At 67.2% G+C, this 19574-nt stretch carries 18 protein-coding genes; 11 read left to right on the forward strand and 7 right to left on the reverse strand.

Going from position 1 to position 19574, the window contains the following annotated elements; all coding sequences use genetic code 11:
• Window positions 1-24: 24 nt before the first annotated feature.
• The 6 genes from AmiPiv_RS15345 (at window position 25) to AmiPiv_RS15370 (ending at window position 5219) form a co-directional block, all read left to right on the forward strand.
• Window positions 25-621: a hypothetical protein gene (locus tag AmiPiv_RS15345; RefSeq protein WP_340038343.1), complete on the forward strand. Its 597-nt coding sequence runs from the start codon at window positions 25-27 to the stop codon at window positions 619-621.
• Window positions 587-1678 (forward strand): helix-turn-helix domain-containing protein, encoded by a 1092-nt coding sequence (locus AmiPiv_RS15350; protein WP_340038344.1) that lies wholly within the window; start codon window positions 587-589, stop codon window positions 1676-1678. The genes AmiPiv_RS15345 and AmiPiv_RS15350 overlap by 35 nt, the downstream gene beginning before the upstream one ends.
• Before the next feature lie 112 nt (window positions 1679-1790).
• Window positions 1791-2054 carry a helix-turn-helix domain-containing protein gene (locus tag AmiPiv_RS15355; RefSeq protein WP_340038345.1) on the forward strand — a complete coding sequence of 88 codons (264 nt, stop codon included), beginning with the start codon at window positions 1791-1793 and terminating at the stop codon, window positions 2052-2054.
• A gap of 305 nt (window positions 2055-2359) precedes the next feature.
• The gene (locus AmiPiv_RS15360; RefSeq protein ID WP_340038346.1) at window positions 2360-4240 is read left to right on the forward strand and encodes a DEAD/DEAH box helicase; all 1881 of its coding nucleotides are present in this window, start codon (window positions 2360-2362) and stop codon (window positions 4238-4240) included.
• Between the two features lie 274 nt (window positions 4241-4514).
• A complete protein-coding gene (locus AmiPiv_RS15365) occupies window positions 4515-4778 on the forward strand; it encodes a DUF1344 domain-containing protein (RefSeq protein WP_340038347.1) in 264 nt (87 codons plus the stop codon).
• A 255-nt stretch (window positions 4779-5033) separates the two neighbouring features.
• On the forward strand, window positions 5034-5219 hold the full coding sequence (locus tag AmiPiv_RS15370; protein WP_340038348.1) for a DUF1059 domain-containing protein: 186 nt from the start codon (window positions 5034-5036) through the stop codon (window positions 5217-5219).
• A gap of 4 nt (window positions 5220-5223) precedes the next feature.
• On the opposite strand, the gene AmiPiv_RS15375 is transcribed toward AmiPiv_RS15370, so the two are convergent.
• Genes AmiPiv_RS15375 through AmiPiv_RS15385 form a run of 3 tightly spaced genes read right to left on the reverse strand, consistent with a single transcriptional unit; the run spans window position 5224 to window position 7756 of the window.
• Complete coding sequence (locus AmiPiv_RS15375; protein ID WP_340038349.1) at window positions 5224-6483, reverse strand: CCA tRNA nucleotidyltransferase; 1260 nt, start codon at window positions 6481-6483, stop codon at window positions 5224-5226.
• Window positions 6480-7112 (reverse strand): CoA pyrophosphatase, encoded by a 633-nt coding sequence (locus tag AmiPiv_RS15380; protein WP_340038350.1) that lies wholly within the window; start codon window positions 7110-7112, stop codon window positions 6480-6482. The genes AmiPiv_RS15375 and AmiPiv_RS15380 overlap by 4 nt, the downstream gene beginning before the upstream one ends.
• Complete coding sequence (locus tag AmiPiv_RS15385; protein ID WP_340038378.1) at window positions 7112-7756, reverse strand: DUF1285 domain-containing protein; 645 nt, start codon at window positions 7754-7756, stop codon at window positions 7112-7114. The genes AmiPiv_RS15380 and AmiPiv_RS15385 overlap by 1 nt, the downstream gene beginning before the upstream one ends.
• 281 nt (window positions 7757-8037) lie before the next feature.
• On the opposite strand from AmiPiv_RS15385, the gene AmiPiv_RS15390 reads away from it, so the two are divergent.
• From AmiPiv_RS15390 to AmiPiv_RS15405, 4 genes are all read left to right on the forward strand, one after another.
• Complete coding sequence (locus AmiPiv_RS15390) at window positions 8038-9042, forward strand: AAA family ATPase (protein WP_340038351.1); 1005 nt, start codon at window positions 8038-8040, stop codon at window positions 9040-9042.
• Complete coding sequence (locus AmiPiv_RS15395) at window positions 9042-9956, forward strand: DUF58 domain-containing protein (protein ID WP_340038352.1); 915 nt, start codon at window positions 9042-9044, stop codon at window positions 9954-9956. Before AmiPiv_RS15390 ends, AmiPiv_RS15395 begins: the two co-directional genes overlap by 1 nt.
• Window positions 9953-12778, forward strand: a complete 2826-nt coding sequence (locus AmiPiv_RS15400; protein WP_340038353.1) for a DUF4159 domain-containing protein — start codon at window positions 9953-9955, stop codon at window positions 12776-12778. The genes AmiPiv_RS15395 and AmiPiv_RS15400 overlap by 4 nt, the downstream gene beginning before the upstream one ends.
• A gap of 260 nt (window positions 12779-13038) precedes the next feature.
• On the forward strand, window positions 13039-15120 hold the full coding sequence (locus AmiPiv_RS15405) for a hypothetical protein (protein WP_340038354.1): 2082 nt from the start codon (window positions 13039-13041) through the stop codon (window positions 15118-15120).
• Between the two features lie 262 nt (window positions 15121-15382).
• On the opposite strand, the gene clpS is transcribed toward AmiPiv_RS15405, so the two are convergent.
• Window positions 15383-15688 (reverse strand): ATP-dependent Clp protease adapter ClpS, encoded by a 306-nt coding sequence (clpS, locus tag AmiPiv_RS15410; RefSeq protein ID WP_340038355.1) that lies wholly within the window; start codon window positions 15686-15688, stop codon window positions 15383-15385.
• 192 nt (window positions 15689-15880) lie between these two features.
• Between clpS and AmiPiv_RS15415 the strand changes: the two genes are divergently transcribed.
• Window positions 15881-16234, forward strand: a complete 354-nt coding sequence (locus AmiPiv_RS15415) for a DUF1428 domain-containing protein (RefSeq protein ID WP_340038356.1) — start codon at window positions 15881-15883, stop codon at window positions 16232-16234.
• Window positions 16235-16369: 135 nt separating this feature from the next.
• Here AmiPiv_RS15415 and AmiPiv_RS15420 read toward each other — a convergent pair whose 3' ends face one another.
• From AmiPiv_RS15420 to choW, 3 genes are all read right to left on the reverse strand, one after another.
• Window positions 16370-17419 carry a serine hydrolase domain-containing protein gene (locus AmiPiv_RS15420; RefSeq protein ID WP_340038357.1) on the reverse strand — a complete coding sequence of 350 codons (1050 nt, stop codon included), beginning with the start codon at window positions 17417-17419 and terminating at the stop codon, window positions 16370-16372.
• A gap of 113 nt (window positions 17420-17532) precedes the next feature.
• Window positions 17533-18714, reverse strand: coding sequence for a choline ABC transporter ATP-binding protein (choV, locus tag AmiPiv_RS15425; protein ID WP_340038358.1), 1182 nt, complete (start codon window positions 18712-18714; stop codon window positions 17533-17535).
• Complete coding sequence (gene choW / locus AmiPiv_RS15430; protein WP_340038359.1) at window positions 18711-19565, reverse strand: choline ABC transporter permease subunit; 855 nt, start codon at window positions 19563-19565, stop codon at window positions 18711-18713. Before choW ends, choV begins: the two co-directional genes overlap by 4 nt.
• Window positions 19566-19574 lie beyond the last annotated feature (9 nt).

Here is a 19574-nt window from a genome sequence, read left to right on the forward strand (position 1 = left end):
TGGCTTCGAATCATGGAGCACGCCATGCTTGATCGTGAGACAGACCAGAACGAAGCGATGGAGGCCGCAGCGCCAGTTCTGCCGCTTGTCTACCGCATTCTCGACGAATCCGTCTCTTTCTACTTCAGCGATGCCTATTCGAACGAAGCGCGTGCCGAGCATGACAATCGCGCAATGGCGAATTGCATCTACTCACACGCAGAGAAACGCATGATCGGGGCATCCGACGAGATGGCAGGTCTGCATTCGATCAAGGTAAAGGGCCTGCACGTCCTGAACTACATGGATTGCATCCTTACTCGCTTCAAGAAGGTCGGGGCAAACGGAAGGCACAGCAACTACCCGACCCGCCAGCAGCAGGATTACGACGATCAGAGGACGCTGCCGGGAATCCCCGAGCCGGCCTATCGGCTCACCGCCGGTTATCAGATGGACGCCTCCGGTAGCGCCTTGGAGCGTATCATGATCGCGCGACCAATGGGCCGCAGTATTTTGTGGACGGCGCAAGTCACGATGATCGAGGGCGTCGCTCGGTGGGATGACATTACGCCGAGGAGGTTCGGCGGCATGGAGGGGGTAGACTTCGATGCAGAGCGAGCAAGAGAGAGGCGCGGTGGGTAGCGAGGTATTCAACCCTGATATGCTCAAGCTTGCGCGGGATGCGCGCCAGCTTACGCAGGCCGAGTTGGCGCAAAAATCTGGAATAACACAGGCATTCATTTCCAAACTTGAGCATGGCCTAAACACTCAACCAGGTGACGATGCCTTGGACCGCATGTCGGCGGCACTGGGCTTTCCGCGAGCCTTTTTCTTTCAACGCGAGAGGGCGTTGGGATTCCCTCACTTCCATTTCAGGAAGCGTGCCAAGCTCGGCGCTAAACCACTCGCGCGGATTGGCGCTGTGATCAACATCCGCCGACAGCATATTGCAAAGCTTTTGCGCTCTTATGAATTTGAGGTGGCAAAACCCATTCCTCAAATAGATCTGGACGAAAGTGGGCTGACGCCGGAGAAAGTTGCCGAGCGGCTTCGCGAATACTGGATGGTGCCGCGCGGCCCAATACAAAGTGTTGTCGAACTAATCGAGAATGCTGGCGGGATAGTCATTCTCGCGCGCTTTGGCACCAACCTTCTAGACGGTCTAAGCTTCCGCCTTGAAGGAATGCCTCCCCTGTTCTTCATGAACAAGGACGTACCCGGTGACCGTTTCCGTTTTTCCCTTGCTCACGAACTTGGGCACATGGTGATGCACTCGGTTCCTGATGAAGACGAGAAAATGGAGAGTGAGGCGCATCGTTTCGCCGCCGCCTTTTTGATGCCCGCCGCTGAAATCAAACCGTACCTCGCCGGTGCAAAAATCGGAAACCTTGGCCGGGTAAAGGCTTATTGGAAAGTTTCGATCAAGGCTCTCATCCGGCGAACACACGATCTTAAGATAATTACCCCATCCCAGTACAAATTCATGAGCATTCAGTACAATAAGATTTTCCATGGCGAGGAGCCAATAAGCATCGAAATAGAGGCGCCTACCCGCCTCAGGAGGATCGTAGAATTTCACCGGGAAACGCTAAGGTATTCAACCGACGATCTGGCCGAACTTTTAGCTTTCAGGTCTGAAGACGTTGAGCGGCTCTATCTCGGAGGCCGCCAAGGTATCCGCCTCGTCGTTTCGAACTGAACGTTTTCGAACGACCGTTGCAAGACGTGGACGTTACTGCACCAACAGCGTGGTAGCCGGAGTTATCAAGCGGAGGTACCACGGAAGGCCAACGACCGGGAGATAGCAAGATATGGTCGATGATGCAGACAGCCGCGACTGGACAGAAGCGAAGACACGCGCCCTCGATGCGGCCGCCAAGCTGAAGTTCGTGCGCGGACTGCTGGAGATGAGCCAGGGCGACTTCGCGACCCTGCTCGGCATCCCCGTCGCCACCCTGCAGAACTGGGAACAACGCCGCACCGAGCCCGATGCGGTGGCGCGGACGCTGATCGACCTGATCTACGACGACCCGAAGGAGATGCGGGCGCGGATGCTGCGGCGCAACGCGGCTTAGACCTCGCTGACACTCGCCCCCGCAAGGTTCGATTTTGGTACCCCCACCCCTACCCCTGCCCATCAAGGGGGATCCTCCCCGACCTGCCTCTCGAAGGCTTGCTCGACCTTTATCGTCCGGCGCCAAATCCCCCTCCCCCCTTGTGGGGAGGGTTAGGGGTGGGGATATTCTAAAACTAGCCGGAACGCCTCCAAAGCCACGGCAAAACCCGCCGTCGCATTGACGCGGCGGCGGCGAGCCTTTAGAGAGCGCGTTTTCCTTGGCCCTCCCCATGTGACGGGCCTTGCTCTCATTGGAAGAATTCGGTGACGATTTTCGACAACATGGTTCCGGCGCTGGCCGGGGCACTCGCCGCGCGTGGCTATGAAACGCTGACCGCGGTGCAGACGGCGGTGCTGGCTCCGGAGGCAGCCGACGTCGACCTGCTGGTCTCGGCCCAGACTGGCTCGGGCAAGACGGTGGCCTTCGGCATCGCCATTGCGCCGACGCTGCTTGCCGACCGCGAACGCTTCGAGCCGGGCAGCGCGCCGAGCGCCGTCATCATCGCTCCGACGCGCGAACTGGCCATCCAGGTACGTCGAGAATTCGAGTGGCTCTATGCCGGAACCGGCGCGCGCATCGCCTCCTGCGTCGGCGGCATGGACATGCGCAAGGAACGCCGCGCGCTCGACGAGGGTGCGGACATCGTCGTCGGAACGCCCGGCCGTCTGCGCGACCACATCACTCGCGGCTCGCTGGACATCGCGGCACTTCGCGCCGTCGTGCTCGACGAGGCCGACGAGATGCTCGACCTCGGCTTCCGCGAGGACCTCGAGTTCATCCTGGCGGCCGCTCCCGAAGAGCGCCGCACGCTGCTGTTCTCGGCCACCGTTCCCCCGCAGATCGCCCAGATGGCCAAGCGCTTCCAGCGCAACGCCCTGCGTATCACCGCGGCCGGCGAGAGCCGCCAGCACGACGACATCGAATACCGCACCATCCTGGTGGCGCCTGCAGACCGCGAGAACGCCATCATCAACTCGCTGCTCTATTTCGATGCGCCGAGCACCATGGTGTTCTGCTCGACCCGCGAGGCGGTGAAGCATCTTGCAGCGCGCCTCGCCAATCGCGGCTTCCACGTGGTGGCGCTGTCGGGCGAGTTGAGCCAGGCCGAGCGCAACAACGCGCTGCAGGCGATGCGCGACGGCCGCGCGCGCGTCTGCGTGGCGACCGACGTCGCCGCCCGCGGCATCGACCTGCCCAATCTCGACCTTGTCATCCACGCCGACCTGCCGTCGAACCCCGAGACGCTGCTGCACCGTTCGGGCCGCACCGGCCGCGCGGGACGCAAGGGCGTCTGCGCCCTGATCGTGCCGTTCCACCGTCGCGGCAGCGCAGCGCGCCTCCTGAAGATCGCCAAGCTCCAGGCGGAGACGCAAGCCGCGCCCGGCCCGGCGGAGATCGATGCGCGCAACCACGAGCGCATGCTGGCCGAGCTTGCCGGCATCGAAGCTGCGGCCGAGGACGAGGCCGCACAGGTGGCCGAACTGCTCGCCGCGCATTCGCCCGAGACGCTGGCGCTCGCCTGGCTGCGCCAGCAGGCAACCTTGCGCCCGGCCGCGGAAGAACTGTCCGACGGCCCCACCCCCACCTTCGACGCGGGCAAGGCGGAGCGGCCCGACAACCGCTTCGAGAGCGGCGTCTGGTTCTCCGTCTCGGTCGGGCGCAAGCATCGCGCCGAGCCGCGCTGGCTCCTGCCGCTGATCTGCAAGGCCGGCCGCGTCACCAAGCGCGAGATCGGCTCGATCCGCATCTTCGACACGGATTCGCATTTCGAGGTCATCGCCGAGCGCGCCGACGCCTTTGCGCGTGCGGTCGAGGAACAGGGCACGCTGGAAAAGGGCGTCGCCATCCGCCGCGTCGACGGACCGCCGGCGCCTGAGACGCCGCGTGGCCCGAAGAAGCCGCATCGCAAGGGCCAGTTCGATCCGTCTGCCAAGCCGCCGTTCAAGAAGAAAGCCTTCGAAAAGGCGCCCTTCGACAAGCGCTCGGGCGACAGGTTCGACAAGCGCGGCACCGACAAGGGCGGCTTCGACAAGCCCAAGGGCGAGAAGCCCTGGAACGACAGGCCGAAGGGCGACGGGCCGAAGGGCGACGGACCGGCGAAAAAGTTCAAGCCGAAGAAGAAGCCGGCGAAATTCGACCGCTAGGACATGCCAGGGGATGCGACTTTTAGCTGCATCCGCTGCCGCCACAATCGACGCCACAATGTGCAATTTCGGCGAAGATTGTGGCTAACCGACTGCGAATAAATATCTTTTTCGTCTAATATTCCCGGCCGGGGGCAGGTTTATCTCTATTGCCGGGCCGGGAAACGCCGGCGGTTCCTTACACCCCGGAGCCGCGACCCGACGTGACCTGACGGCCCAACACCCAGGCGGGCACCAGGCCCAAATGGTGCCCGCACCTCCGGAGAGCATTGCCATGCGCAAGCTTTTTGTCCCGGCAGTAGCAGCTGCCGTCCTCGCCTCCTCCGCCCTCGCCTTCGCAGCCTCGGCCCAGCACACCAACGGAACGATCAAGACCGTCGATATGAAGGCCATGAGTCTGGTGCTGGACGACGGCTCGACATATGTCCTGTCAAAGAAGTTCAAGGACCCCGGGCTGAAGGCCGGCGAGAAGGTCGCGGTGACCTGGGACACGAGCGGCAAGGACAAGGTTGCAGAGGTCGTCAAGATCCTCAAGTAGCGCTGCTGCGGCGAAAGCATGCCAAAGGGGGCGGGACGGTTCGTTCCGCCCCCTTTTTCGCGCATCGCCCGAGCAAGCGGAATCACCTTATCGACGTTTCAACACAAGCCATTGAAGAAGCTTGATTTTTGCCAGGACAAGAGGTCTCTTCACGGCGAATTGTCGCCGTTCCGGCGAGCCGGGCAACCAATCGCTCCCTCGCGTGTTATAGTTCGCCCCCGAACAGAGCGAGGACGTAAGGAAAGGAGACCTCCGATGAAGGAATTTCAATGCGGGTCGCTGGTCCCCGGCTGCCAATGGCATACCCGCCACGAGGACGAAGCCGAGATCATGCGCCGCGTGGCCGAGCATATGCGCGAGACGCATGGCGAAACCGTCATCCGCGAGACGATGATCGAAGCGATCCGCTCGCGCATCGAGAAAGTGCCTGACGCGGCCTGACGCCTCAGGCCTTGGCCAATTCCGCGGCGCGTTCGAGCAGCGCGTCGCGCTCCAAAAGGAACCCGCCCTCGACCCATTCGGCCTCCAGCGCCTTGAGCAGCGCGCCAAGACGCGCGCCCCCGACCCCAAGCGGCGCGACGTCGCCGCCGCGCACCGGAAACTGCGGCTTTTGCCATTTGCCGGCGAATGCGAGCAGGCGGAAATAGCCGCCGGCCTCGACCATCGCCTTGTCGTCCTGCACGGCGCGCCCGCGCGCCGAAGCCAGGTCGAGGCGCAGCCGATCGACATGCCCCTGGAGGTCGCCGCGGTAGAGCCGCTTGGCAAGCCCGCCCTCGGTGACGGTCGCCTCGACCCTGGACGTAGACGCCCACTGTACCAACCGCTCCGCTTCGGCGTTGGACAGCCTGAGCCTCTCACCCAGCGCCTTCATCCGCGCCGCATCCGGCGGCACGATCGCCGCCAGCCTGAGCAGCGGATCGGCCGGCCAGCCGAGATCGGCCTCGGCGCGGACCAGCGCGTGGATGGCGTCGATGCCCCACTTCTCGGTTTCGGGAAGCACTGCCGTCAGCACGCCGACCTGGCGCATCCAGAGCAGCGCCCGCGACGGGTCGGGGGCCGAGAGCATCTTCTTCAGCTCCGACCAGACGCGCTCGGCCGAAAGCCGGGAAAGTCCCTCCTTGAGGCGGGCGCATGCCTTGAGCCCCTCGGCATCGGGCCGTCCCGAGCCGTACCAGGCAAAGAAGCGGAAGAAGCGCAGGATGCGCAGATAGTCCTCGCGGATGCGCGTCTCGGCGTCGCCGATGAAGCGCAGCGTGCGGCTCTCGAGGTCGGCGAGGCCGCCGACGAGATCGACCACCGTGCCGTCGGCCCGGGCGTAGAGCGCATTGATGGTGAAGTCGCGCCGCTCGGCGTCGAGTTTCCAGTCGCGGCCGAAGACGACCTTGGCGCGGCGGCCGTCGGTCTCGACGTCGGCGCGCAGCGTGGTGACCTCGAAGGGCCGGCCGCCGGCAATCACCGTGATGGTGCCGTGCTCGGCCCCGGTCGGCACCGTCCTGAAACCCGCCGCCTCGGCGCGGAACACCGTTTGCGCGGGCAGATTGGTGGTCGCGATGTCGATATCGGCGACCGCCTCGCCGAGCAGCGCGTTGCGCACGGCGCCGCCGGCGATGCGCGCCTCCTCGCCGTCGGCCTCGAGCGCCGCAAGCAGCTGCTGCAGATGGGGGTCGTCCAGCCAGCCGGCCTTGTCGGCGATCGAAGCGCTCACGCGTAGAGCCTTTCATAAAGCGCCCTGATGATGCCGGCAGTGACACCCCAGATGTAGCGCTCCTCGTAGGGCATGGCGTAGAAGAAGCGTTCCTGGTCCTGCCAGACGCGGCTGGCGCGGTTGTGGTTGAGCGGGTCCATCAGGAAGCCCAGCGGCACCTCGAAGGCATCGTCGACCTCGTCGGCGTTGAGGGTGAGCTCGAAGCCGGGACGGACGATCCCGAGCACCGGCGCGATGCGGTAGCCCGAGCCGGTGACATAGTCGGGAAGTCGGCCGATCACGTCGACGAATTCGGACGTCAGCCCGATCTCCTCGACCGTCTCGCGCAGCGCGGCGGCTTCCGGCGAGGCATCGGTCGGATCGATGCGGCCGCCGGGGAAGGCGATCTGGCCGGAATGGCTCTTCAGCTTGTCGGCGCGCTTGGTCAGGATGACGGTCGAGGCATCGCCGTGGTCGACGACGGGGATCAGCACCGCGGCGTCGCGCAGCCGGTCATGGACGAAGACCTCGCGCAGGCCGGGATTGAGCGTGTGGTCGCCATAATCGGCGGCGGCATCGTTGAGATGCTCCTGCGCGGCGCGCTGGCGGAAATCCTGCGCCGAATAATGCGCTGCAGGAGCATGGACCATCACGCGCTCAACCGCTCCAGCCGCTCCCAGGGCATGACCGGATAGATCTCGCCCTTCGAGCGGATCGCGAACATCGCTTCGCCGCCGATCTCGATGCGTTCGCCGATGCCCGCCATCTCGTACATCACCGGCCGCGCCACCAGCGCCTCGAGCCGGCCGCGCACCAAAAGATAGGGCTTGAGCCCGCCGGTCTCCGGCTCGTCGACGAAGCGCAGCGGATGGCCGGGGCCGGCCTCGACGACGTCGCCGACATTGGTGCGGAAGGTCAGCACCTGGTCGGCACCCTCGCCCGCGACATTCATCTCGACGGCGACGAAGGGCGCGTCGACGACGCGGATGCCGACGCGCTCGACCGGGGTGACCAGGTAGGTCTTGCCGTCGGAGTCCTTGCGCAGGACGGTGGAAAAGAGTTGCACCAGCGGCGCCCGGCCGATCGGCGTGCCGAGATAGAACCAGGTGCCGTCGGCGCGGATTTCCATGTCGAGATCGCCGCAGAAATCAGGATTCCAGCGCTCCACTGGCGGCAGGCCCTTGCCGGCGCGGGCGGCGCGCGCGATCAGCGCCTCGAGCCCGGCCGCGTCCCCGGCCCGGGTGAGCCCGGTCTCGGCGATGGCCTCGCGGCTATGGTCCAGGTCGGCGGTCATGGTCACGAAATAGTCACTGTTGTTGCGCTTGTCAGCATAGGCGAGTGATTTAAGTTGAACATGAAGACCTCGCCAAGGTGCGAGTCGGGAGTTGCGACGCCCAGGACGTTTGACCTTCGGGAACTGGGCGGCAGGCGCCACGTCCGAACGGACGGCGCAGTAGACCGAAGGGGCGGATGGTCTTGAGCCTGGCACTTCGATAGTTTGAGTTGGCGCATGCTTCCTTCCGCTGTCGGAAGCGATTCTGGGATCGATGCGCGAGTAGAAGGATCGGGCCCCGCATGAGCGTGATGATCAAGGAAACAGCTGTCAGCGAACGCGACATGATCGCCGCGGCCGAGCGCGCGCTGGCCGACATATCGAAGGTGCGCCAGGGCGTCGGCCGCGTCATCTTCGGCCAGGAAAGCGTGGTCGAGCGCGCGCTGGTGGCGCTGCTCGCCGGCGGCCACGCGCTGCTGGTGGGCGTGCCCGGTCTCGCCAAGACCAAACTGGTCGAGACGCTGGGCGTGGTGCTGGGGCTCGACGCCCGCCGCATCCAGTTCACCCCGGACCTGATGCCGTCCGACATCCTCGGTTCCGAGGTGATGGAGCAGGACGAGCAGGGCAAGCGCTCCTTCCGCTTCATCTCCGGCCCGATCTTCGCCCAGCTGCTGATGGCCGACGAGATCAACCGCGCCAGCCCGCGCACCCAGTCCGCGCTGCTGCAGGCGATGCAGGAATATCATGTGACGGTCGCCGGCGAACGGCACGACCTGCCCGCCCCCTTCCACGTGCTGGCGACGCAGAACCCGCTCGAGCAGGAAGGCACCTATCCCCTGCCTGAGGCGCAGCTCGACCGCTTCCTCATGCAGATCGACATCCTCTACCCCGACATCGAGGCCGAGCGCCGAATCCTGCTGGAGACCACGGGCATCGAGGACGCCAAGGCGCAGAACGTGCTCGATCCGGAGCGGCTCAAGGACATCCAGAGGCTGATCCGCCGCATGCCGGTGCCCGAAAGCGTGGTCGAGGCGATCCTGAAGCTGGTGCGCTCGGCCCGCCCCGGCCAGGGCAATACAGATACCGACAAGCACGTGTCGTGGGGGCCGGGCCCCCGCGCCAGCCAGGCGCTGACTTTGTGCGCCCGCGCCCGCGCGCTGTATGACGGGCGGCTGGCGCCGTCGATCGACGACATCAAGGCACTGGCAGAGCCGGTTCTGCAGCATCGCATGGCGCTGACCTTTGCCGCCCGCGCCGAAGGCATGAGCGTGCGCGACGTGATCGCAAGGCTGGCCAAGGACGTGTGATGGCACGCATCGGCGAGGCATCCGCACCAGTCGCGACGAGCGATGCACTCGCGCGCGGGCGGCTGCGCGCCTCGCTGGTGCCGGACCTTTTGGTCGAGGCCCGCCGCATCGTCAACACCGTCATCGCCGGCTGGCACGGCCGCAAGAAGCGCGGCATCGGCGAGAACTTCTGGCAGTTCCGTCCCTATGTGCAGGGCGAATCCATGGCGCGCATCGACTGGCGCCGCTCGGCCCGCGACGATCACACCTATGTGCGCGACCGCGAATGGGAGGCGGCCCACACCGTCTGGCTGTGGGCAGACCTCTCGCCGTCGATGCTCTACAGGTCGAAGACCGCCTCGGTGTCGAAGGAATCGCGCGCGCTGGTGCTGATCCTCGCTCTGGCCGAGCTTTTGTCGCGCAGCGGCGAGCGCATCGCCTGGCCCGGCCTGACCGACCCGTTCTCGGCGCGCAACGGCGCCGAGCGGCTCGCCTCGCATCTCGCGCAGGCGATCGGCATGCCGGCGCGGCCGGACCTCGCCGCCATCCGCCGCTTCTCCGACGTCATCCTCGTCGGCGACTTCCTCGATCCGGTCGAGGAGACGATGGCCTGGCTCGACACGCTGGCGCGCCATGGCGCCCGCGCGCACCTGGTCGAGGTGGCCGATCCGGCCGAGGAGAGCTTTCCCTATTCGGGGCGCACCGAATTCACCGACCCCGAGACCGGCGACAAGCTGACCGCCGGGCGGGCCGAGCAGTTGGCCACCGCCTACCGCAACCTCTATCAGGCCCGCCGGCAGGAGCTTGGCGCCTGGTGCAAGCGGCTCGGTTGGAGCTACACGGTCAACCACACCGACCGGCTGGCCTCGGAGGCGCTGGTGCATGTCCACATGGCGATGACCGCAGAGGGCCACGGGCCGGGAGGCCGCCGATGAACTGGCTGCCGCTCTCCTTCGGTGCGCCGGCGGTGCTGTGGGGCCTGCTCACCCTGCCCGTCATCTGGTGGCTGCTCAGGCTGACGCCGCCCAAGCCGCAGGCGGAGATCTTCCCGCCGCTGAAGATCCTGGCTCGCGTGTTCAGGAAGGAAGAGACGCCGCACCGCAGCCCGTGGTGGCTGACGCTGCTGCGCCTGCTGATGGCGGCGCTGGTGGTGCTGGCGCTGGCCGAGCCGATCTTCAACCCGCGCGAGAAGCTGCCGACCGGCGGCACGGCCCTGGCACTGGTGGTGGACAATGGCTGGGCGAGCGCGCCCGACTGGAAGCGCCGCGTCGCCACCGCCGAAAGGCTGATCGCCGATGCGGGTGCAGCCGGCCAGCCCGTGGTGCTGGCGCTGACCGCCGAGAAGCCTAACGCCGAGGTCGGCCCCTTCAACGCCCAGGCCGCACTCGACCGGCTGCGCGCCGCAGAACCCCGGCCGGTGCCCACCGACCGCCGCGCCGTCTTTGCCCGCGTCGCCGGCGTGCTCGCCACCCTGCCCGGCGCGAGCCTCGCCATCCTCGACGACGGCCTGGCCAGCGAAGGCGACGAACAGGCCTTCGCCGCGCTGCTCGGACAGAACCCGGCGAACCTGCTCTGGGCCTCGCCCGAACGGATCGACGTCGCCGGCCTGACGGCGGCCGAAAACGAGATGGACGGCTTCGCCCTGACCGCCATCCGCGCGCCGGGCGACCCGGCGCCGGGCGCGGTCACCGCCGGCGCCTTCGACGACAAAGGCCGGCGCATCGCCGACGCCACGCTTTCCTTCGCCCCAGGCGAGACGGTGGCCAAGGGCACGATGGCGGTGCCCTTCGAACTGCGCAACGACTTCGCCTCCATCGCACTCGACGGCCAGCCCCAGGCGGGCGCAGTGCGGGTGCTCGACGACAGCTCCAAGCGCCGCCGCGTCGGGCTGCTGTCGCAGGTGGATTCCGAGGAATCCCAGCCGCTCCTGGCGCCGCTCTATTACATCCGCCGGGCCATCGAGCCCTTCGCCGACCTGATCGAGCCGTCGACGTCGGACCTCGCCGAGGCGATCCCGCAGCTGATCGAGCAGAAGCCGGCGATGATCATCATGGCCGATGTCGGCACCATTCCGCCCGCCGCCCGCGAAAAGCTGATCGCCTGGCTGAACGAGGGCGGCACGCTGGTGCGCTTTGCCGGTTCGCGGCTGGCCGCCGCCGGCAACGACGAGGAACTGTTGCCCGTGCGGCTGCGGCTCGGCGAACGCTCGCTCGGCGGGGCGCTGTCCTGGACCTCGCCGCAGCCGGTCTCCGACTTCCCGCCGTCCGGCCCCTTCGCGGATCTCTCGCCCCCCAACGAGGTGACGGTGAGCCGCCAGGTGCTGGCCGAGCCGACGCCGGACCTCGCGCAGAGCACCTGGGCCAATCTCGCCGACGGCACGCCGCTGGTGACCGGCGCGCGCCGCGGCAAGGGAACGCTGGCGCTGTTCCACATCGCGCCGCAGGCGACCTGGTCGAACCTGCCGATCTCGGGCAGCTTCGTCGAGATGCTGCGCCGCATCGTGCAGCTGTCGCGCAACCAGGGCACCGCGGCCGCCGGCGTCGAGGGCCAGCCGGCCTCGCTCGCCCCCTACCGTATGATCGCCGCCGACGGCCGCCTGGTGCCGCCGACGCCGGACGCGCGGCCGCTGGTCGCCGGCCGGGGCGCGGTGCCGGTGACGCTCGAGAACCCGCCCGGCCTCTACGGCACGGCAGAAGGCGTGCTCGCCCACAACCTGCTCAAGGCCGACAGCAGGCTTGAGCCGCTGGTGCGGCCCGAGGTCAGCGTGCCGGTGACCGGGATCCGCTACGCCTTCGACGAATCGCGCGACCTCAAGGGCCCGCTGGTCGCCGCTGTGCTTGCGCTGATGGTGCTCGACACGCTGGCGGTGATGTGGATGGGCGGCATGTTCTCCCGCCGCGGCGGCCGGGGCGCCAGGATGACCGGCACCGCGGCAGCCGTGCTGCTCGCGCTCGGCACCGTGCTCATGCAGCCCGGCCTCGCCCGCGCCGACGATTCCAAGCCGGGCGACCAGGAGGCGGTCGAGGCGATCTCCAAGACCCGCATCGCCTATGTCATCACCGGCGAGTCCTCGGTCGACGCCATCAGCCGCGCCGGCATTGTCGGGCTGACGCGCTTCCTGATCGAGAAGACGGCGCTGGAGCCGGGCGAGCCGGCCGGCGTCGACCTCGCAAAGGACGAACTTGCCTTCTATCCGCTGATCTACTGGCCGATCGATCCGGCAGCCCCGATGCCGAGCGAGGCGGCGATCGCCCGGCTCGACGCCTACATGAAGCAGGGCGGGACGGTGCTGTTCGACACCCGCGACCAGTTCGCCAACGGCATCGGCGCCGATTCGGCGAGCCCCGCCACCGAGCGCCTGCGCGACATCTTGGCCAACCTCAACGTGCCGCCGCTCGAACCAGTGCCGCCGGACCACGTGCTGACCAAGGCGTTCTTCATCCTTCCGGAGTTTCCGGGCCGCTTCAACGGCAGCCCGCTGTGGGTGGAGGCCTCGCTCGAAGCCTCGAACGCCGAGGGCCGGCCGGTGCGCACCGGCGACGGCGTGACCCCGATCATGATCACCGCCAACGATTTCGCCGGCGCCTGGGCGATCGACGAGAGCGGCGAGCCGCTGCTGCCGACCGTGCCGTCGGACCCGATGCAGCGCATCTACGCGCTGCGCGCCGGGGTCAACATCATGATGTACATGCTGACCGGCAACTACAAATCCGACCAGGTGCACGTGCCCGTGCTGCTCGAGAGGCTGGGGCAGTGATGCTTGTTTCGGAATTCCATTCGCGCCTCTTCGCACCTTCCTCTGGTCCTGAGCTTGTCGAAGGGCCGGACATCTCCCCCGCAAGGGGGGAGATCAGCGGTGGCGCCGCTGCGTCCCCCTCCCCCTTGTGGGGAGGGTCGGCGAGCATGCCGAGCAAGGCGAGGCTTGCGAGACGGGGTGGGGGTGGGAACCCTCGCCCTTGCCGGAGACCCCCGCTCCGCGACGCGGAGCGACCCTCCCCACAAGGGGGAGGGTAAGCCATGAACTGGTCGGCAACCTTCGAGCCGCTGCTGGCGTGGCCGCTGCTAGCGATCCTGTTCGTGCCCTTGGCGCTGCTGGCGCTCGCCAGCCTCTGGTCCCGCCAGCGCGGCGCGTGGATGCGCCTCGCCGCCGTCGGAGCCCTGGCCGCGGCGCTGGTCAACCCGGTGCTGCTCGACGAGGAGCGCGAGCCGCTGAAGAGCGTGGTGGCGATCGTCGTCGACCGCAGCCAGAGCCAGGACATCGGCGAACGTAACGCGCAGACCAACGCGGCCGTCGAGGGGCTGAAGGAGCGGCTGTCGCGCTTTCGCCAGTTCGAGGTGCGGGTGGTGGAGGCCGGGCGCGCCGCGGCCGGCGACGACAGGACCCAGACGCGGCTGTTCGCGGCGCTCGAAAGCGCTTTCCGCGACGTGCCGCCCTCGCGCATCGGCGGCGCCGTCATGGTGACCGACGGCCAGGTGCACGATGTTCCGGGTGCCCCCGCCATCGGCGCGCCGCTGCACGCCCTCATCACCGGCCAGGAGCACGAGCGCGACCGCCGTATCCGCTTCGAAAGCGCACCGCGCTTCGGCATCGTCGGCAAGCCGCTCGACATGACCTATCGCGTGATCGACACCGGTGGTGCGGCCGGCGAGGTCGACGTGCGGGTGTCGATCAATGGGCAGCAGGTTTCCGTCGAGCGCGCCTTCGTCGGCCAGCAAATGCCGCTGCAGATCACCGTGCCGAGTGCCGGCCGCAACATCGTCGAGCTTGCCATCGACCCCGTTGAGGGCGAGCTGACCGACACCAACAACCGGGCGATCGCGCTGGTCGACGGCATCCGCGAGAACCTGCGCGTGCTGCTCGTATCGGGCGAACCGCATGCCGGCGAGCGGACCTGGCGAAACCTCTTGAAGTCGGATGCCTCCGTCGACCTCGTGCATTTCACCATCCTGCGGCCGCCGGAGAAGCAGGACGGCACGCCGATCAACGAGCTGTCGCTGATCGCGTTTCCGACGCGCGAGCTGTTCGTCGAGCGCATCAACGACTTCGACCTGATCATCTTCGACCGCTACCAGCACCGCGACGTGCTGCCGATCCTCTATTACGACTACATCGCCGAATACGTCGAAAAGGGCGGCGCTCTGCTGATCGCTGCCGGCCCCGAATATGCCGGCGACCAGTCGATCGCGCGCACCCCGCTGATCTCCGCCCTGCCCGCCATGCCGAACGGCGAGGTCATCGAGAAGGCTTTCTATCCGCGCCTGACCGAGCTCGGAAAGCGCCACCCTGTGACCCGCGGCCTGGAAGGCTCGGCGCAGGAGCCGCCGCGCTGGAGCCGCTGGTTCCGCCAGATCGGCATCGAGCAGCCGGAAGGCCAGGTTGTGATGAAAGGCGCCGACGACAAGCCGCTGCTCCTGCTCGACCGCAAGGGCGAAGGCCGCGTCGGCATGTTCCTGTCCGACCAGGGCTGGCTCTGGGCGCGCGGCTTCGAGGGCGGCGGCCCGCACGTGGCGCTCTACCGCCGCATCGCCCACTGGCTGATGAAGGAGCCCGAGCTCGAGGAAGAGCGGCTGACGGCGGAGGGGCGCGGCATGGTGCTCGACATCCGCCGCCAGACGATGCGCGACGAGGCCGGCTCGGCCCGCGTCATCACGCCTTCCGGCAAGACGCTCGACGTGCCGCTCACCCAGAGCGAGCCGGGAATCTTCTCCGGCAGCGTCGAGACCAGTGAGATCGGGCTCTACCAGGTCGGCAACGGCGATCTCACCGCGCTCGCCCATGTCGGCCCGGTCAACGCGCCCGAATTCGCCGACGTGGTTTCCACCGAAAACGTGCTGCGGCCGGCGGCGGAGGCGACCGGCGGCGACGTACGGCGGCTCGCAACGACCGGCATCGCCGGCGTGGGTGGCGGCATCTCGCTGCCCAACGTGGTACCGGTGCGCGGCTCGGCCGATGCCTCGGGGCGCGACTGGATCGGCTTCCGCACCACCGACGACAGCGTGCTGAAATCGGTGTCGCGCGTGCCGCTGTTCGGCGGCTTCCTCGGCCTCGGCCTGCTGCTTCTGGCGCTCGGAGCCATGTGGTACCGCGAGGGACGGTAGGCGGCCTGCGCCGCGTCCGCTCTGCAGCCTGCAGATTGCCCAACGTGAATGGCCTCCTACCCCCCCCCTAACCCCTCCCCACAAGGGGGAGGGGAATTCCTGGCCGCCGGGGCTGTTCCCGTCGCCACGAACCTTTGCGCCAGGATCGCCGACGGAGAACTGAGGCACAACCCGATCCCCCTCCCTTGTGGGGAGGGGGCAGGGGTCGGGGTAGTCGCCAACGCGCCAAACAAGAGGCGTACACCGATGGGACAGCACGCCCCTACTCCTCCGGCTCGGTGGTGAACTGCAGCGGATAGCCCTTGGCGCGGCCGGCCTCGGTGGCGCGGGTGGCCTTGGTCTCGGCGACGTCCCGGGTGAAGACCGCGACCACGCAGACGCCGCGCCTGTGGGCGGTGATCATCACCCGATAGGCCTGGTCCTCGCTCATCCGAAACTCGCCCTTCAGCACCGCAACGACGAATTCGCGCGGCGTGTAGTCGTCGTTGACGAGAATGACCTTGTGAAGCCGCGGCCGCTCGGTCTTGGGGCGGGTCTGCGTGCGCGGTGCGGTGATCGTGGCGGGCATGGCACTCGTGCCTCATGCGCTCATGCAAATATTATGGGATCGCCCGGCGCCGCGCGCAACGCTGTGGAACCGCTTCGCCGCTCGTTCATTGAACAGCCGACGGGAGCGCGGCGAAAAATCCGAGGGGCCTGTCGGATTCCCGCCCTGCCGTTCGTCCTTGGGAAGCCAAGTCCAAACCACGAGGAGAACAAGATGACCTATGTCGACGGATTCGTGCTCGCAGTGCCGAAGAGCAATATCGAGGCCTACAAGGAAATGGCGCGCATCGGGAGCGAAGTCTGGAAGGACCATGGCGCAATCGCCTATGTCGAGTGCCTGGCCGACGACGTGCCTTATGGCGAAGTCACCTCCTTTCCCCGCGCGGTGCAGGCCACGGACGACGAGATCGTCGTCTTCTCATGGATCGTCTACCGCTCGCGCGAGGAGCGCGACGAGATCATGAAAAAGGTCATGGCCGACCCGCGCCTGAAGAGCGATCCCGCATCGTGGCCCTTCGACGGCAGGCGCATGATCTATGGCGGCTTCAAGACGTTCCTCGAGCTATAGGGCCTGTTCGATTGCGACGACGCCCTGACCGCCGGCACCGGAGCTTTGACCTCGGTCAAATCCGGTGCCGGTCGTCGCCAGCCTGCGCTTCCGCCCGAGAACCGACGGCGATAGCCGGCGGCCGCGGCGTCCGCCTCAGCCGTTGCGCGCGGCGGGCGGCACGCCGCCGCCATCCCGGACGGAGGCAATGACGCTGGCCAGCAGGTCGTGCAACTGGTCGCGATAGCCGGACTGCGCCGACGGATTGCCGTCGTCGGAGGTCATGGCCACGGTGAGGCCGAGCGACGGCACGATGTAGAGCATCTGTCCGCCGTAGCCCCAGGCATAACGCACGTCCTCGCCGCCGATGCGGCGCAGGAACCATCCGTAGCCATAGCCGTCGCCGTTGAAGACCGAGGTGGTGCGCGGCACCCAGGACGCCGCGATCCATCCGGGCGAGACGATCCGGCCGCCCTCGGGCGTGGTGCCGCCGTTGCGGTAGAGCTCGCCGAAGGCCAGCAGCGAGCGGGTGCTCATGGCCATCTGGTTGCCGCCGAGATAGATGCCCTGCGGGTCGCGGTCCCAGCCGCCGATGCGGAAATCCCTGACCGGCGCCAGCCAGTCGCGGGCGAGTTCTAGCGTCGGGCGGCCAGTCTTGCGGGTGAGTATGGCCGAGAGCAGGTGCGAGGAACCGGTCGAATAGAGCATGCCGCCGCCCGGCTCGTCGACGAAGGGCTGGGCCAGCACGAAGCGGACCCAGTTGTGGCTCGAAACCCAGCGGCCGTAGTTGGGACCGGACGTGCGGTCGAGCCCGGCCTGCATCGACAAGAGGTTGCCGACGGTGATCCGGTCGAGGCGCGGATCGGGCTTCTCCGGCAGGTCGCGGGCGAGGATCGGCGCGATCTTCTCGTCGACGCCGTCGAGGACCTTGCGGTCGATGGCGATGCCGACCAGCAGCGACACCACCGTCTTGGACGCCGACTTGATGTTGGTGGGCGTGTCGGGCGTGTTGCCGCGATAGCCGCGCTCGGCCAGCACCTCGCCGCCGCGGGCGACGATGACGGCCTTGAGGTTTTCCAGCCTTGCCGCCTCGTCGAGCAACGTCGGCAGCGGCCGCGGCGGCGACGACGGTGCCTGCTGCTGCGAGAACGCCGGAGGCGCAAAGGGAAGCATGCCCGCAAGGGCGAGGAAGAGACGGCGATTCATGCCGCCGGATTAGCCCGGCGGCATGTCGGAATCATGCGCAATGCGGCGAGGTCACGACGATTTGACCGCCCGCCCGCTCGGGTTCGGGCGGACTGGTCGTCGCGGTGTCCAGACTAACGCCTGAGCACCGCGCTCAAGACGTCGCGGACGCCGATGGCGCCGACGAAGCGCGACTGGTCGTCGAAGAGTCCCACCGGCGAGGTCTGCGAGCGGTGCATGGCGAGCATGACCAGCTTGAGCGAGGTGCCGGGCTTGGCCCAGAACACCTGCGCCACGTCCTCGGGCTGGCCGTCGATCTCGTCACAGGAAACCCAGATGGCCGGCTTGCCGTTGCGTTCGGCCGCCGTCACCATCCCCTGCCCGTCGATCTTGAAGCGCGTCGTCTTGCGCCGGTCGAGCCACAGCCAGCCCTCGCCTGCATCCTCGAGGTCGCGGCGGTCGCGCATGACGTTCCAGGCGGTCAGCACCGACAGCGGGTTCACGTTGGCGATGAAGTCGCGGACGTAGTCGTTGGCCGGACGCAGCACGATGTCCTCGGGCGCGCCGGTCTGGACGATGCGGCCGCCCTCCATGATGGTGATGTGGCTGCCGATCTTGAGCGCTTCCTCGAGATCGTGGCTGACGAAGATGATGGTCTTCTTGAGCTTCTTCTGCAGCTGCAGCAACTCGTCCTGCAGCTTGGTGCGGATCAGCGGGTCGAGCGCCGAGAACGGCTCGTCCATGAGCAGGATCGGCGCCTCGGTGGCGAAGGCGCGGGCAAGGCCGACGCGCTGCTGCATGCCGCCCGACAGCTCGTGCGCATACTTCTTCGCCCACGGCGTCAGGTTGACAAGATCGAGCTGCTTGCCGACGCGCGCCTTGCGCTCGGCCTCCGGCATGCCGGCGAGTTCGAGGCCGAAGCCGACATTCTCCTCGACCGTGCGCCAGGGCAGGAGCCCGAACTGCTGGAACACCATGGCGACCTGGTGCTGGCGCAGCCGGCGCAGCGTCGCCTCGTTGCAGCTGACCACGTCGACCATCTTGTCGCCGTCCTTGACCATGACCTGGCCGCGCGAGACGATGTTGAGGCGGTTGACCGCCCTGAGCAGCGTGGACTTGCCCGAGCCCGACAGGCCCATCAGCACCGAGATCTCGCCCTCGTTGACGGTGAGGTTGGCACCGGCGCAACCGAGCACGTTGCCGGTCTTCTCCAGAATTTCGGCGCGGCTCGCACCGGCATCGATCATGGCGAGCGATGCGGCGGCATCGGAGCCGAAAACGATGTCGACATTCTTGAAATCGACGGCAACGGTCATTTCCTGCCTCCCACGCCGATGCGGGTCATGCGGTCGAGAACGATGGCGAGCACCACGATGGCCAGGCCCGCCTCGAGCCCGAGGTCGATCCGGCGCGATCCGAGCGCGCGGTTGATTTCGGTGCCGAGGCCGCCGGCGCCGATGAGGGCGGCGAACACGACCATCGACAGCGACAGCATGATGCACTGGGTGAGCCCGGCCATGATGGTGGGGAGTGCGGCCGGCAGCTCGACCTTCCACAGCAGTTGCCGCTTGGTGGCGCCGAAGGCCTCGCCCGCCTCGATGATGGCGGTGGGCACCGAGGTGACGCCGAGATGGGTGAGGCGCACGGCGGTCGGGATGACGAAGATGATGGTGACGATGAGGCCAGGCGCGTTGCCGAGGCCGAACAGCGTCAGCACCGGAATGAGATAGACGAAGGTCGGCAGCGTCTGCATCAGGTCGAGCACCGGCAAGAGAATGCGGTAGACCTTGGGGTTGTGTGCGGCCCAGATGCCGAGCGGCACGCCGATGGCCATCGACGCGGCGGAGGCGGCGACGACGAGCACCAGCGTCTCGACGGTCTGCTTCCACAGGCCCTGGTTGATGATGAAGAGCAGGCCGAGCAGGACGCCGATGGCAAGCGCGCGCGAGCGCTGCAGATACCATGCCAGCCCGGCGATCAGCACGGCGACCAGGACCGGCGGGAGCAGGAGCAACGTGTCGACCAGCCCGTCGAGCACGAAGTTGAGACCGTTGGAGAAGCCACGCAGGATGGCGTTGAAGTTGTCCGTCAGGAAGGTGAAGAAGGCCTTGCCCCAGGCCCCGATCGGAATCTTGTAGGCAGCCAGAAATTGCGAAATCGGATCCATCTCTCCCCT

The sequence above is a fragment of the Aminobacter sp. Piv2-1 genome (assembly GCF_037625995.1).
Lineage (GTDB): Bacteria > Pseudomonadota > Alphaproteobacteria > Rhizobiales > Rhizobiaceae > Aminobacter.